The 14,718-nt window shown below is 71.1% G+C and carries 11 protein-coding genes; all 11 read right to left on the bottom strand.

Translation table 11 applies throughout. The features are described from left to right. Positions 1 to 30 precede the first annotated feature (30 nt). A complete protein-coding gene (prmC, locus tag ACFXOA_RS09140; protein ID WP_385024240.1) occupies positions 31 to 876 on the bottom strand; it encodes a peptide chain release factor N(5)-glutamine methyltransferase in 846 nt (281 codons plus the stop codon). A 41-nt stretch (positions 877 to 917) separates the two neighbouring features. Further along, positions 918 to 1,994 (bottom strand): peptide chain release factor 1, encoded by a 1,077-nt coding sequence (prfA, locus tag ACFXOA_RS09135; RefSeq protein WP_362542322.1) that lies wholly within the window; start codon positions 1,992 to 1,994, stop codon positions 918 to 920. Positions 1,995 to 2,147: 153 nt separating this feature from the next. Next, the gene (gene rpmE, locus ACFXOA_RS09130) at positions 2,148 to 2,372 is read right to left on the bottom strand and encodes a 50S ribosomal protein L31 (RefSeq protein ID WP_385024238.1); all 225 of its coding nucleotides are present in this window, start codon (positions 2,370 to 2,372) and stop codon (positions 2,148 to 2,150) included. Positions 2,373 to 2,550: 178 nt separating this feature from the next. Next, entirely contained in the window at positions 2,551 to 3,654 is a 1,104-nt protein-coding gene (locus ACFXOA_RS09125; protein WP_385024236.1) for an LCP family protein, read from the bottom strand. A 349-nt stretch (positions 3,655 to 4,003) separates the two neighbouring features. Further along, the gene (locus ACFXOA_RS09120; protein WP_385024234.1) at positions 4,004 to 5,803 is read right to left on the bottom strand and encodes a trypsin-like serine protease; all 1,800 of its coding nucleotides are present in this window, start codon (positions 5,801 to 5,803) and stop codon (positions 4,004 to 4,006) included. 208 nt (positions 5,804 to 6,011) lie between these two features. Continuing rightward, positions 6,012 to 8,075, bottom strand: coding sequence for a transcription termination factor Rho (gene rho, locus ACFXOA_RS09115; RefSeq protein ID WP_385024232.1), 2,064 nt, complete (start codon positions 8,073 to 8,075; stop codon positions 6,012 to 6,014). A gap of 387 nt (positions 8,076 to 8,462) precedes the next feature. Further along, positions 8,463 to 9,380, bottom strand: a complete 918-nt coding sequence (gene thrB / locus ACFXOA_RS09110) for a homoserine kinase (protein ID WP_385024230.1) — start codon at positions 9,378 to 9,380, stop codon at positions 8,463 to 8,465. A 264-nt stretch (positions 9,381 to 9,644) separates the two neighbouring features. Beyond that, on the bottom strand, positions 9,645 to 10,715 hold the full coding sequence (thrC, locus tag ACFXOA_RS09105) for a threonine synthase (RefSeq protein ID WP_385024228.1): 1,071 nt from the start codon (positions 10,713 to 10,715) through the stop codon (positions 9,645 to 9,647). Positions 10,716 to 10,722: 7 nt separating this feature from the next. Then, positions 10,723 to 12,075, bottom strand: coding sequence for a homoserine dehydrogenase (locus ACFXOA_RS09100; RefSeq protein WP_385024226.1), 1,353 nt, complete (start codon positions 12,073 to 12,075; stop codon positions 10,723 to 10,725). Positions 12,076 to 12,170: 95 nt separating this feature from the next. Continuing rightward, complete coding sequence (lysA, locus tag ACFXOA_RS09095; protein WP_385024224.1) at positions 12,171 to 13,562, bottom strand: diaminopimelate decarboxylase; 1,392 nt, start codon at positions 13,560 to 13,562, stop codon at positions 12,171 to 12,173. Between the two features lie 24 nt (positions 13,563 to 13,586). Next, positions 13,587 to 14,708, bottom strand: a complete 1,122-nt coding sequence (nrtL, locus tag ACFXOA_RS09090) for an ArgS-related anticodon-binding protein NrtL (RefSeq protein WP_385024222.1) — start codon at positions 14,706 to 14,708, stop codon at positions 13,587 to 13,589. Positions 14,709 to 14,718: the final 10 nt, after the last annotated feature.

Genomic DNA, 14,718 nt, shown 5'->3' with positions numbered 1-14,718 from the left:
GGGAATCGTGCTGTGCGGATGTCCCGGTGGTCACGGCATGGCCTTGCGGGCCGTCGCGAACCGGGGACGCCTGTTGAGGTCGGGGTGGTCGGCCGCGTCGGCCCAGCCCCGCTCCTCGGTGAAGATCCACGGCACCTGGCCGCCCTGGGTGTCGGCGTGCTCGATGACGACGAGCCCGCCGGGACGGAGCAGCCGGTGCGCGGTGCGTTCGATGCCGCGGATGGTGTCGAGGCCGTCCTCGCCGGAGAACAGCGCCATCTGCGGGTCGTGGTCCCGGGCCTCGGGCGCCACGTACTCCCACTCGGTCAGCGGGATGTAGGGCGGGTTGGAGATCACCAGGTCGACTTGGCCGTCGAGCTCGGGAAGAGCGCTCAGGGCGTCTCCCCGGTGGACGGTGACCCTGGACCCCTCGGCGTTCTTCCTGGTCCACCTGAGGGCGTCCTCGGACAGCTCCACGGCGTGCACGCGCGAGCGGGGCACCTCCTGCGCCATGGCGAGCGCGATCGCGCCCGATCCGGTGCAGAGGTCGACGATCAGGGGTTCGACGACGTCCATCGCGCGGACTGCGTCTATCGCCCACCCGACGACGGACTCGGTCTCCGGGCGGGGCACGAAGACACCGGGGCCGACCTGGAGTTCCAGGTAGCGGAAGAAGGCGCGGCCGGTGATGTGCTGGAGCGGTTCGCGGGCCTCCCGGCGGGCGATCGTCTCCCAGTAGCGGGCGTCGAAGTCGGCGTCCGGCACGTTGTGCAGCTCGCCCCGCTTGACCCCGTGCACGAACGCGGCGAGTTCCTCGGCGTCGAATCGCGGTGAGGGGACACCGGCGTCGGCCAGCCGCTGGGTGGCCTGGGCCACCTCGGCGAGCAGCAGGTTCATCGCGGTTCTCCGTACGGGTTCACGAGCGGGGCGGGTGGGGCTTACGCGTTGGCGAGCTTCGCGGCGGAGTCGGCGTCGACGCAGGCCTGGATGACGGCTTCGAGGTCGCCGTCGAGCACCTGGTCCAAGTTGTACGCCTTGAAGCCGACGCGGTGGTCCGAGATCCGGTTTTCCGGGAAGTTGTACGTGCGGATCTTCTCGGACCGGTCCACGGTGCGCACCTGGCTGCGGCGCACGTCGGAGGCCTCCTGCTCGGCGGCCTCCTGGGCGGCGGCGAGCAGCCTGGACCGCAGGATGCGCATGGCCTGCTCCTTGTTCTGGAGCTGGGACTTCTCGTTCTGGCAGGAGGCGACGACACCGGTCGGCAGGTGCGTGATGCGGACGGCGGAGTCCGTGGTGTTGACGGACTGGCCGCCGGGGCCGGAGGAGCGGTAGACGTCGATGCGCAGGTCGTTGGCGTGGATCTCGACGTCGACCTCCTCGGCCTCGGGCGTGACGAGCACACCGGCGGCGGAGGTGTGGATGCGGCCCTGCGACTCGGTGGAGGGCACGCGCTGCACACGGTGCACCCCGCCCTCGTACTTCATCCGCGCCCAGACTCCCTGGCCGGGCTCGGTGGCGCCGTTGCCGCCCTTGGTCTTCACGGCGACCTGGACGTCCTTGTAGCCGCCGAGCTCGGACTCGGTGGAGTCGATGATCTCGGTCTTCCAGCCGACGCGCTCGGCGTAGCGCAGGTACATGCGCAGGAGGTCCCCGGCGAAGAGGGCCGACTCGTCGCCGCCCGCACCCGCCTTGATCTCGAGCAGCACGTCCTTGTCGTCGCTGGGGTCGCGCGGCACCAGGAGGAGCCGGAGCTTCTCGGTGATCTCCTCGCGCTGCTTCTCAAGGACCTTGACCTCGGCTGCGAAGTCCGGGTCGTCGGCGGCGAACTCGCGGGCGGTCTCGATGTCGTCGCCCGTCTGCCTCCAGGACCGGTACGTGGAGACGATCGGAGTGAGCTCCGCGTAGCGCTTGTTGAGCTTGCGCGCGTTGGCCTGGTCGGCGTGGACCGACGGGTCGGCGAGCTTCTTCTCGAGATCGGCGTGCTCGCCGATCAGTTCCTCGACCGCCTCGAACATCTTCGGGCTCCTGGTTTCTGCGTCATACGTCTGCGGGCCTGCTGGACGGTGTGCGCCGCCGGCACGCCCTGGAGGGGCGCCACCGGCCGCACAGCCGGAAAACGCCGGTCCCGGCGCCCTGTGAGGGGCGTCGGGAACCGGCGCTGGGGCTCGCTACTTGCCGGCGGAGCCGGCCGCCTTGCCGAAGCGGGCCTCGAAGCGGGCCACGCGGCCGCCGGTGTCGAGGATCTTCTGCTTGCCCGTGTAGAACGGGTGGCACTCGGAGCAGACGTCGGCGCGGATGGCGCCGCCCTCGAGGGTGCTGCGGGTGGTGAACGACGCACCGCAGGTGCAGCTGACCTGGGTCTCGACGTACTGGGGGTGGATGTCGCGCTTCAAGGTGTCTCCTAGGTTCGGGAGGGCTCCGGGTCGTTCGCGCGGATTGCGCGTCCGTGAACCGGGGCCGACGTACCAGTCTGCCAGGACCGGCCGTATCTCCCAAAACGAGGACCCGGTCGCGCATATTCCCCGACTCCGCGGGGAACACTCCGCGCCCGTCCGGTGACGGAACGTCCCGCTACCGCACGATCTTCCCGGCGTCGCTCTTGTCACCGGCCGACTTCGCGGTGGCGGACGCCGGGATGGGCTTGTCCTGCTTGAGCGCGTCCCACACCTGTGCGTCGGCCTTCTTCTGCGGCAGGACCCGGTTGGGGGCCTGGGGGTCGTACTCCACGGGCAGCGTGACCATGTCGACGTCGGAGGCGTCCAGCCCCTTGAGCCCGTTCGCGAAGCCGGTCAGCTTCTGGACGGATGCCAGCTCGGAGTCGGTGGTGACCGCCTTGGTCGCGGTGTCGGCCAGCCCGAAGAGGGTCTTCGGGTCGGAGAACACCCCGACGCTCTTCGCCTGGTTCATCAGCGCCTTGACGAAGGCCTGCTGGAGCTGGATCCGTCCGAGGTCGCTGCCGTCGCCGACGCTCTCCCGGGTACGGACGAGGCCCAGGGACTGCTCCCCGCTCAGCGTGTGGTGGCCGGGCTTCAGCGCGAGATGGCTGTTGGGGTCGTCGATGGCCTTCGAGGTGGTGATGCCGACCCCGCCCAGCTCGTCGATGAGCTTCTTGAAACCGGTGAAGTCGACCTCGACGTAGTGGTCCATGCGGATGCCCGACATCTGCTCCACGGTCTTCACGGCGCAGGCGGGGCCGCCCACCGAGTACGCCGAGTTGAACATCGTCTGCTTCTCGCCCGCGACCTCCCGGCCGCTGGTGTCGCTCGTGCAGGCGGGGCGCTCGACGAGGGTGTCGCGGGGCACCGAGACCACGCTCGCGGACCTGTGCCCCTCGTCGACATGGACGATCATCGCGGTGTCCGAGCGGGCCGACCCCTGGTCCTCGCCGTACTTCGCGTTGTCGCCGGAGCGGGAGTCCGATCCGAGCACCAGGATGTCCTGAGAGCCGTCGTCGGCGTCGGCGGGACGGTCCGTGCCCAGGGCGGCGTCGATGTCGACGCCCTTCAGGTTCCCGTTGAGCGTGTAGTAGGCGTAACCGAGGCCGGAGCCCCCGACGACCACCAGAGCGGCCGCGCCCCACAGGGCGATCCTCTTGACCCGGCGGCCCGTGGACGGCTTCTTCCGGCGGGTGCCGGTGCCACGTATTCGGCCGGTGCTCCTGCTCTGCTCGCTCATGCGGTTCCCTCGTTCGGCGTTGCTTCCTGGTGGTCCCCCTGCCAGGAGATTCCGTCGTGGCTGACCGGCTCGGCGCCGGAGCCCAAGCAGAAAAGACTGGCACAGCCCGCTGCGGGGGCCGGACGCCCGCCGAGGGCCCGACGTCTCCGCCGAGGCTCCCCCCTCGAACCGCGGATCAAGGGGTTCACCTGCGGATTCGCCGCGGTGCCCGCGGTCGGCCGACGTGGCTGCGGCGGAGGGTTCGCTGTGGGCAAGGTCTCGCTCCCGCCCGTCCGCACACGCACAGCGGACCGGCTCCGGACCACCTGTGCGGTGGTCCGGAGCCGGTCCGGTGGGAAACGCCTTCGGGTCAGCCGAGCAGCCCGATCGACTGCCATCCCGTACCGAGCTGCACACGTCCGCCGGTCCGGAACGGAGCCGTCTCCGAACCCGAGCCCGTGTACGCCCACAGCTTCCCGGCGGAGTCACGCACGATGAAGTCGGCGTGTCCGTCACCCGTCACGTCGCCGGTGGTGACGTAGGCGGTGAAGTTCCAGCCGGTGCCCACCTTGACCCGTGCGGAGAACGGCGTGGTGGCCGAGCCCGTGCCCTTGTACATCCAGAGCACGGCGCTGCTGTCCCGGGCGATCAGGTCGGGCTTGCCGTCGCCGCTGAAGTCGCCCTTGCCCCAGACCTGGAAGCTGCTCCACCCGGAGCCGATCTTGACCTTGGAACCGACGGTCCCGTTGCCGCGGCCCGGCCACATCCACAGCACACCCGCGGAGTCGTTGGCCGTGACGTCCACGAGGCCGTCGCCGGTGACGTCGCCGGCGAGCGTGATGTTGCGCAGGCTCCCCCAGCCGGTGCCGATCCTGTGGTCGGTGTACGCCTCGGCCGCGCTGTCGTAGCCCCACCAGTACAGCTCGCCCGTCGTGGTGCGGTAGACGTAGTCCTGGTAGTAGTCGCGGTTGACGTCGGCCTGGCGGACCAGGTCGATGCCCGACCAGTCGCCCACCGACTCGCGGTTGCCCAGCGAGGTGCCGCGCGAGTAGTAGTCGAAGCCCTCACCGGTCGACAGCCGGGCGAACAGGTCCGCCTTGTCGTCGAAGTTGAGGTTGGCGTCGTCGATCCGGGGGTTCACCTCGCCCGCGAACGCGGCGGTCTTGGCGTACACCCCGTACGCACCGGATTCGACGCAGTCCGTGACGCCCCAGGAGACGACACCGGCGATCCGGCCGTTGACCACGAGCGGTCCGCCCGAGTCCCCGTTGCAGGGCGAGACCGTGCCGGCGTCCTGTCCGCTGGCCGGCTGTCCGGCGCAGACCATCTTGCCCGCGACGAAGTCGTCGCCGAAGTATCCGGAGCACGAGGAGTCGCCCGCGATCGGAACGGAGGCCTTGAGCAGCACCGGTGAGATGTCGTCACTGGTGGAGCTGGTGCGGCCCCAGCCGTAGACGGTGGCCGGGGTTCCGGTCTTGTAGCGCGCCGTGTCACCGGACGCAGCGGGCTGCAGCGTCGCGTACGGCAGGGCCGAGCCGAGCGTCAGCACCGCGACGTCGTGGTCGTAGCGGACGTCGTCGTAGTCGGGGTGGACCCACTGACGCCAGACGCTCGTCACCGTGCCGCCGTGGAGGTCGCCGCCCTCGGGCAGCTGGGTGGTGCCGCCGACGACGGCGCCGTTGGTCTCCCAGTCGAGCCCCGCCACGCAGTGCGCTGCGGTCAGGACCTTCGCGGGGGCGACGAGCGTGCCACCGCAGAAGTAGCCCTCGTCGTCGGACTCGTCGGCGGTGCCCTTGTCGTCGTAGTAGTGCAGCTGCACCATCCACGGGGCCTCGCCGAGCGCGGCCGGGACCCCTCCGACGATCTTCGGGTCGGTGGACGGCCCCGTCGCGTCCGGCGCGGGCTCGGCGCCCGCTTCGGCGTCCGTGCGGGCGTCCGGCTTCTCCGCGGGGGCGGCGGTCTCACCGCTCAGCAGTTCGGCGGAGGACCGCTTCACGGTGCTGAGGAGCTCCCCCTGGGGTGCTGCGGGGCGATGCTGAACGCTCTGCTTGCCGGCCGGCTGGGGCGTTTCGGCCTGCGCGGGAACGACGGACAGGGCCGCGGCCCCGAGAGCGAGTGCGGCGACTGCCGCGGAGAAGGGGATGGAACCCCTCCGTCTACCGGATGTCACTCAAGAAATCCCTTCGATCGACACGGCGCGACGCGGATGCGGCACCGGGTGTTTGATGTCGAAGGGAGAGAAACTCCCACTGGAACACAACACAGTGGGCGTATAGAAAATACGTTCCCCCCCACATACAGCTCGCTGATAGTACAACGTAGAACTGCCCCCGTCACCAGTGTGACGGGGGCAGTTCAGTGGGGCTGCTGATGCGAGGTCAGTCGTTCCCGTTGCCGTTGCCCGGCGTGGTCTTCTGGATCTGCAGCAGGAACTCCGCGTTGGACTGCGTCTTCTTCATGCGGTCCAGGAGGAGCTCGATCGCCTGCTGCTGGTCGAGTGCGTGCAGCACCCGGCGCAGCTTCCAGACCACGGCCAACTCGTCGGTGCCGAGCAGGATTTCTTCCTTGCGGGTGCTGGACGCGTCGACGTCCACCGCCGGGAAGATGCGCTTGTCCGAGAGCTTCCGGTCGAGCTTGAGCTCCATGTTGCCGGTGCCCTTGAACTCCTCGAAGATGACCTCGTCCATGCGGGACCCGGTCTCGACGAGCGCGGTCGCCAGGATGGTCAGCGAACCGCCGTCCTCGATGTTGCGCGCGGCGCCGAAGAAGCGCTTCGGCGGGTACAGCGCGGTCGAGTCGACACCACCGGACAGGATGCGGCCGGAGGCGGGCGCCGCCAGGTTGTAGGCGCGGCCCAGACGGGTGATCGAGTCCAGCAGGACGACCACGTCGTGTCCCAGCTCCACGAGGCGCTTCGCACGCTCGATGGCCAGCTCGGCGACCGTGGTGTGGTCCTCGGCCGGGCGGTCGAAGGTCGAGGAGATGACCTCGCCCTTCACCGACCGCTGCATGTCGGTGACCTCTTCCGGACGCTCGTCGACGAGGACGACCATCAGGTGGCACTCGGGGCTGTTGACCGTGATCGCGTTGGCGATGGCCTGGAGGATCATGGTCTTACCGGTCTTCGGCGGGGCCACGATCAGGCCTCGCTGGCCCTTGCCGATCGGCGCGACCAGGTCGATGATCCGGGTGGTCAGGACGTTGGAGTCGGTCTCCAGGCGGAGCCTGTCCTGCGGGTAGAGCGGGGTCAGCTTCTGGAACTCGGGACGGCCGCGGCCGGTCTCCGGCGCCATGCCGTTGACGGAGTCGAGGCGGACCAGCGCGTTGAACTTCTCGCGGCGCTCGCCGTCCTTGGGCTGGCGGACCGCGCCGGTGACGTGGTCACCCTTGCGCAGGCCGTTCTTGCGGACCTGGGCCAGCGAGACGTACACGTCGTTCGGGCCGGGCAGGTAGCCGGAGGTCCGGATGAACGCGTAGTTGTCGAGGATGTCGAGGATGCCCGCGACGGGGATCAGCACGTCGTCGTCGGCGACCTGGACATCGGTCGCGAAGTCGTCACGTCCACGACGGCCGCGGCGGTCGCGGTAACGGCCGCGGCGCCCGCGCCGGCCGCCCTCGTCGTCGTAACCGTCGTCCTGCTGGCCGCCGCCCTGCTGCTGGCCCTGGTTCTGGCCGCCGCCCTGGCCCTGACGGCGTCCGCCGCCCTGCTGGCCCTGGTCGTCGCCCTTGCCCCGGCCGCGCTGACGGTCACGGCGGTCACCGCGGTCGCCACGGTCCTGGCGGTCACGACGGCCGCCCTCCTGGCGGTCGCCACGGCGGCCCTCGGCCGTGTCGGTGGCGGCCTCGGCCCTGGCTTCGCCCTTGGCCTCGCCGCGCTCGTCGGCGCGGTCCTGGCGGCCCTCACCCTTCGGCTCGGACTTCGGCTCGGCCTTCTGCTCCGTGCGGGACTCCGCCTTGGGCTCGGCCTTGGTGTCGGGGCTGCCCGCCTGTGCGGTGGCGCGACGGCGGCGGCGCTCGCCCGAGGGCTGGTCGTCGCTGGCCGGCTGGCCCGGGATGTCGATCTGCTGCTGCGCGGCGGCCTTGTCGGCGGCCGGAGCGGCGGCGGTCTCGTCACCCGTACGTGCCTTGGAGGTGGCGCGCCGCTTCGGCTTGCTCTCGGTGTCCGTGCCGGCGGACGCGGCGGCCTTGGGGGCGGGCGCGGAGGATCCTCCGGCCTGCGCCTCCTTGATGACCTCGATCAGCTGGCTCTTGCGCATCCGCGCAGTCCCCCTGATGCCGAGGCCGGACGCGACCTGCTGCAGCTCGGCCAGGACCATGCCCTCGAGGCCGGTGCCGGAGCGGCGGCGCCGTGCGGTGGTGCCAGTGGCAGCACCTTCGGCGGGCGCGGCGCTGTCGACGCTCTTGTCGGCAGTCACGCCCATCAGATCGGTGGTGTCGCTCACGAAGGGTCCTTCCCTGGAGCGGACGTCGGCCTTCTGGCTCGGCGACCGGTTGTGCTGTCCGACTGCGGTCTGTTGATCGTGTCGATCGCGGACCTTGCCGGGGCGGTGGTCCGCCGGGTACGGCGGAGAGACGAATGTGCGGGGTCCGGCGCGAGATCCCCCTGCTCGGCCCACTCCTGGACGAGCAAGAGGGTGTCGTGCCGGTTCCGGAGCGTGCTCGAAAGCTCAGGCAGGCTGCTCAGGCAGTCGGGGAGGCTCCCGGAAGAGTGGTGGTCCCGGAAAGGGACACGAAGCAACCCGCCACGAAGACGTCGATTGCTGACTTGAGATTAACACTACCGGCTCCATCAAACATTCCCCCTCTCGAGCACCGGCAATCACGTGGGCCTACGCGGCGAGCGGCAGCACGCTCGCACCCGGACCGTCGAGGGCGAGCCGGTTCGCGGCCCAGCCCTCCCCCGCCAGCCGGGCCACCTTGTCGGCCGAACCGTCCTCCGTCAGCGCGAGGACCGTGGGCCCCGCGCCGGAGATGACCGCGGGCACGCCGTCGGCGCGCAGCCGGTTGACCAGCTCCACGCTCTGCGGCATCGCGGGGCCGCGGTACTCCTGGTGGATCCGGTCCTCGGTGGCGGCCAGCAGCAACTCGGGGCGCCTGGTCAGGGCCTCGACGAGCAGCGCGGCGCGGCCGGCGTTGGCGGCGGCGTCCACATGGGGGACGGTGCGCGGCAGCAGGCCCCGGGCGGTCTCCGTGAGCACGGGCGTGGCGGGGACGAACACCACCGGCACGACGGACTCGGCGGGGTCCATGCGGATCGCCCTGGCCGCTCCGCCGTCCATCCACGCGAGGGTGAAGCCGCCGAGGAGGCAGGCGGCGACGTTGTCCGGGTGACCCTCGATCTCGGTGGCGAGCTCCAGCAGCGCGGCGTCGTCGAGGCGGGCCTCGCCGCCCGTCGTCACGGCGCGGGCGGCGACGATCCCGGCGCAGATGGCGCCGGACGAGGAACCGAGGCCCCGTCCGTGCGGGATGCGGTTGGCACAGACGATCTCGAGGCCGCGGGGCTGGCCCCCGAGCAGGTCGAAGGCCGTGCGCAGGGAGCGTACGAGCAGGTGGCTCTCGTCGCGGGGCAGCGTCTCGGCGCCCTCACCCGCGATGTCGATGTTCAGACCGGAGTCGGCGACCCGGACGACGACGTCGTCGTAGAGACCCAGCGAGAGCCCGAGGGCGTCGAAGCCCGGGCCCAGATTGGCGCTGGTAGCGGGGACGCGCACCCGGACGGCGGCGGCTCGGAACGCGGGACCGGCCATCGGTTGGACGACTCTTCCTGTACGGCGGCGGGGATGTGGTGCAGGGTACTTCGACGTGCGTGGGGTGCCGTTGTGCGGGGATATGGGGGACCCGGCAGTCACGACGGCTGCGGCGCCGCGGCGGTGGCGGCGGGCGAGTCGCTCACAGCTTATCCAAGGAAGGTTCTGCGGCGACATAGGGCGCACAGGAGGCGCACGATGCGTGTCGCACACCTCCCATGCGCTCTCCGCCGTGAAACGGCGACTGAGCTGGGGTGGAACCGGTCAGGCGAGGCCCAGCTTCTCGGCTGCGGCGACCGCGTCGACCGGCACGGTGACGGGCTGCGGCGCACCGGCGACGGCCCAGTCGGGGTCCTTGAGGCCGTTGCCCGTGACGGTGCAGACGATCTTCTGGCCCGGGTCGACCTTGCCCTCCTCGGCCGCCTTGAGCAGACCGGCCACGGACGCCGCCGAGGCGGGCTCGACGAAGACACCCTCCTGGGAGGCCAGCAGGCGGTAGGCCGACAGGATCTGACGGTCGGTCACATCGTCGATGGCGCCGCCCGACTCGTCCCTCGCGTCCAGGGCGAACTGCCAGGACGCCGGGTTGCCGATGCGGATGGCGGTGGCGATGGTGGCCGGGTCCTTGACGATCTCGCCGCGGACGATCGGCGCGGAGCCGGACGCCTGGAAGCCCCACATGCGGGGGGAGTGCGTGGACAGGCCGTCCTTCGCGTACTCCTTGTAACCCTTCCAGTAGGCCGTGATGTTGCCCGCGTTGCCCACCGGCAGCACGTGGATGTCGGGGGCGTCGCCGAGGGCGTCGACGATCTCGAATGCGGCGGTCTTCTGCCCCTCGATACGGACCGGGTTGACCGAATTGACCAGCGCCACCGGGTAGTTGTCCGAGAGACTGCGGGCCAGGGTCAGGCAGTCGTCGAAGTTGCCGTCGACCTGGAGGATCTTGGCGCCGTGGACGAGCGCCTGCCCCATCTTGCCGAGCGCGATCTTGCCCCGCGGCACGAGGACGGCGCAGACCATCCCGGCGCGCACCGCGTACGCGGCGGCGGAGGCCGAGGTGTTGCCGGTGGACGCGCAGATGACGGCCTGCGCGCCCTCCTCCTTGGCCCGGGTGATCGCCATGGTCATGCCGCGGTCCTTGAACGAACCGGTGGGGTTGGCGCCCTCGACCTTGAGGTGCACCTCGCAGCCCGTGCGCTCGGAGAGGACCTGCGCCGGGACGAGCGGCGTGCCGCCCTCACGGAGTGTGACGACCGGCGTCGTGCTCGTGACCGGAAGGCGGTCCCGGTACTCCTCGATGATGCCGCGCCACTGGTGGGTGCCCTTGCTGGTCATGGGTCCTTTACTCCCCTTCAACACGCATGATGCTGGCGACACCACGCACGGTGTCCAGCTTGCGCAGCGCTTCGACGGTCCCGGAGAGGGCCGCGTCGGGAGCACGGTGGGTGACGACGACGAGTGATGCCTCGCCGTCCCCGCCCGCCCGCCGCCCGGCGCCGCCCTGCTCGATGGCGGTTTCGTCGCTGCTCGAATGTCGGCTCTGCTGTCGGACCGTATCGATCGATACGCCCTGTTCGGCGAAGACCGTCGCGACCTGGGCGAGTACGCCAGGCTTGTCGGCCACGTCGAGACTGATGTGGTAGCGCGTCACCACGTCGCCCATGGGGCTGACCGGCAGACGCGTGTACGCGGACTCACCCGGACCGGTGGTCCCGCCGATGATGTTGCGGCAGACGGCGACCAGGTCGCCGAGGACCGCCGACGCGGTCGGGGAGCCACCGGCGCCGGGGCCGTAGAACATGAGCTGCCCGGCCGCCTCCGCCTCGACGAAGACCGCGTTGTACGCCTCGCGGACGGATGCCAGCGGGTGGCTGAGGGGGATCATCGCGGGGTGCACGCGGGCGGTGACGGAGTTGCCGTCGGCCGCGCGCTCGCAGATGGCCAGCAGCTTGACCGTGCATCCCATGCGGCGGGCGGAGGCGATGTCCGCGGCGGTGACCTCGGTGATGCCCTCGCGGTGCACCTCACCGATCTTCACCCGGGTGTGGAAGGCGATACCGGCGAGGATGGCGGCCTTCGCGGCGGCGTCGAAGCCCTCGACGTCGGCGGTCGGGTCGGCCTCCGCGTATCCGAGCGCGGTGGCCTCGTCGAGCGCCTCGGAGTATCCGGCGCCGCTGGTGTCCATCTTGTCGAGGATGAAGTTGGTCGTGCCGTTGACGATGCCGAGCACCCGGTTGACCTTGTCGCCGGCGAGGGACTCGCGCAGCGGCCGTACGAGCGGGATGGCACCGGCGACGGCCGCCTCGTAGTAGAGGTCGCGGCCGTGCCGCTCGGCCGCGGCGTGCAGCGCGGAGCCGTCCTCGGCGAGCAGCGCCTTGTTGGCGGAGACGACGCCCGCGCCGTGCTCGAAGGCGGTCGTGATGAGCGTACGGGCGGGCTCGATGCCGCCGATGACCTCGATGACGACGTCGATGTCACCGCGTTTGACCAGGGCGGTCGCGTCCGTGGTGATCAGCGCGGGGTCGATGCCCTCCCGCACCCTGGAGGGCCGGCGGACGGCGACACCGGCGAGCTCCACCGGTGCGCCGATGCGCGCGGCGAGGTCGTCGGCGTGCGTCGTCATGATGCGCGCCACCTCTGAGCCGACCACTCCACAGCCCAGCAGCGCCACCTTCAGCGGACGCGTACGCATCATCCGACCTCGTTTCTCATACTTCTGATGTGTGGACCAGTCTCACTCACCGGACGGGCGTTTCTGCCACCCGTCCGGATTCTGAGATGTAATTTTCATCAGCCGACATCGAGACGCAGGAGATCTTCCTCGGTCTCGCGCCGGACGATGATCCGTGCCTGACCGTCGCGCACGGCGACGACCGGGGGGCGCAGGGCGTGGTTGTAGTTGCTCGCCATGGACCGGCAGTAGGCACCGGTGGCCGGCACCGCGATCAGGTCGCCCGGGGCCAGGTCGGACGGCAAGAACGCGTCCTTGACCACGATGTCACCGCTCTCGCAGTGCTTGCCGACGACCCGTACCAGCATGGGCTCGGCGTCGGAGGTCCGGGAGACGAGGGAGACGCTGTACTCGGCGTCGTACAGGGCGGTGCGGATGTTGTCGGACATGCCGCCGTCGACGCTGACATAGGTGCGCAGCCCTTCGAGCGGCTTGATCGTGCCGACCTCGTAGAGCGTGAACGCGGTGGGGCCGGCGATCGCGCGGCCCGGCTCGACGGAGACACGGGGCGTGCGCAGCCCCGCGGCACCGCACTCGCGGGTCACGATGTCGCCGAGCGCCTTGGCGATCTCGTGCGGCTCGCGGGGGTCGTCCGCGGAGGTGTAGGCGATGCCGAGACCGCCGCCGAGGTCGATCTCGGGGAGCTCGACGCCGTGCTCGTCGCGGATCTGGGCGAGCAGCTGCACCACGCGCCGGGCGGAGACCTCGAAGCCCGCCATGTCGAAGATCTGCGAGCCGATGTGCGAGTGGATGCCGACGAGTTCCAGGCCGTCGAGGGTGAGCGCCCTGCGGACCGCCTCCGCCGCCTGGCCGTCGGCGAGCGCGATGCCGAACTTCTGGTCCTCGTGCGCGGTGGCGATGAACTCGTGGGTGTGGGCCTCGACGCCGACGGTGACGCGGATCTGCACGCGCTGGCGGGTGCCGAGCCGCTGGGCGGTGTGCGCGACCCGGGCGATCTCCTGGAAGGAGTCGAGCACGATCCGCCCGACACCCGCCTCGATCGCCCGCTCGATCTCGGCGACGGTCTTGTTGTTGCCGTGGAAGGCGATGCGCTCGGCGGGCATCCCGGCGTCCAGCGCGGTCGCCAGCTCGCCCCCGGAGCACACGTCGAGGTTCAGCCCCTCCTCCTCGAGCCAGCGCACCACCGCGCGAGAGAGGAAGGCCTTCCCCGCGTAGAAGACGTCGGCGTCCGGGCCGAAGGCGTCGGCCCAGGCGCGGCAGCGGGCCCGGAAGTCGGACTCGTCGAGGAAGTAGGCCGGGGTCCCGAACTCCTCGGCGAGCCGGGCGACGCCGATCCCGCCGACGGTGAGTGCGCCGTCGGCGTCACGGGCGACGGTGCGGGACCAGACCTTCGGGTCGAGTTCGTTCAGGTCGGTGGCCGGGGCTGTGTAGTGGCCCTCGGGCAGGACGTCGGCGTGGCGGGGGCCGGCGGGGTGGGCGGATCGGCTCATCGTTCTGCTCTGCTCTCTCGGTTCTCAGAGGTGTTCGGGCGCGCTGATGCCGAGCAGGGACAGGCCGCCTGCCAGCACCGTCCCGGCGGCTTCGGCAAGGGCCAGCCGGGACCGGTGGGCGGCCGAGGGTTTCTCGTCACCGGCGGGGAGGGGCGGGGTGGCGTCGTGGAAGTCGAAGAAGGCGTCGGCCACGGTCTCCAGGTGACGGGCGACCCGGTCGGGGGCGTGGTGGTGTGCGGCGGCGGCGAGTACCGGCGGGTGATCGGCGAGCGCCCGGTGCAGCGCGGGCGCCTCGACGTCCTCTTCGTACACGGGGGTGATGCCCAGCCGCTCCCCCTCACGGACGATCGCCCGGGCCCTGGCGTGCGCGTAACGCACCAGGAACAGCGGGTTGGCCTCCCCCTGGACGATGAGGTCGTCGCCGAGGGGGGCGGGGTCGTGGGTGGCGGGCCGCTGCAGCCCCCAGAGCGCGGCGTCACGCCCGAGTCGGGCAAGGAGCGCGGAGGCGGTGGCCCGGGCGGGGACGGGACGGATCTCCACGGCCCGGGCGGGGGTGGTGGGGATCTCGGTGGCCCGGGCGGGGACGGGGCGGGTCTCGGTGCCTCCGCCGTCTCCTGGCCGCAGGCCGGCTGGTACCCCGAGTTCCTCCCAGCGCGCGCCGGGATCGGCTTCGCAGCCGACGGTCGCCTGCCCGCCCTGGGTCCGCAGGAGGCGCGCCACACCTTGGGCGACGACCGCGGCCCTGATCTCTCCGGGGTGGTGGAGGCGGTGGAGCGTATCCGCTCCGGCGTCGGTGCGGCCGTAACGCAGGCCCCGTTCCCGGATCTCGTGGACCCGGGCCGCGCGCGCGTCCGCGCCGACGGAGGCGTGGAGCGTGAAGTTCAGGAAGCCCGGGCCTGTGATCTCCACCCCTCGGATCCCTGGGGCGCCGAGGATCCGGTCCCTCAGCAGTGCGGCGACCTCCTTGGCGGGCAGCCCGGCGGGGCGGGCCAGCTGGAGCGCCACGGCGCAGGCGTAGTCGCCACTGCCGCCGGGCCGCGTCCGCTCGACCCGCACATGCGCGGGTACGGCCGCGCGCAGTGCGTCCTCGTCGACCGCGCGGCGCACAGCGTGCAGCACGGTTCGGGAGAGATCTGCGGGGGTCACGGGACAAGCG

The sequence above is a fragment of the Streptomyces sp. NPDC059166 genome, from assembly GCF_042755185.1.
Taxonomy (GTDB): Bacteria; Actinomycetota; Actinomycetes; order Streptomycetales; family Streptomycetaceae; genus Streptomyces.
Note: the sequence above shows the minus strand (reverse complement) of the source record. Positions and strands in the feature narration are given on the sequence as shown.

Excerpts from the sequence above, each read along its gene's own strand:
- prmC (WP_385024240.1), bottom strand. The coding sequence starts at position 876 with ATGAACCTGCTGCTCGCCGAGGTGGCCCAGGCCACCCAGCGGCTGGCC.
- prfA (WP_362542322.1), bottom strand. The coding sequence starts at position 1,994 with ATGTTCGAGGCGGTCGAGGAACTGATCGGCGAGCACGCCGATCTCGAG.
- ACFXOA_RS09125 (WP_385024236.1), bottom strand. The coding sequence starts at position 3,654 with ATGAGCGAGCAGAGCAGGAGCACCGGCCGAATACGTGGCACCGGCACC.
- thrB (WP_385024230.1), bottom strand. The coding sequence starts at position 9,380 with ATGGCCGGTCCCGCGTTCCGAGCCGCCGCCGTCCGGGTGCGCGTCCCC.
- thrC (WP_385024228.1), bottom strand. The coding sequence starts at position 10,715 with ATGACCAGCAAGGGCACCCACCAGTGGCGCGGCATCATCGAGGAGTAC.
- ACFXOA_RS09100 (WP_385024226.1), bottom strand. The coding sequence starts at position 12,075 with ATGATGCGTACGCGTCCGCTGAAGGTGGCGCTGCTGGGCTGTGGAGTG.
- lysA (WP_385024224.1), bottom strand. The coding sequence starts at position 13,562 with ATGAGCCGATCCGCCCACCCCGCCGGCCCCCGCCACGCCGACGTCCTG.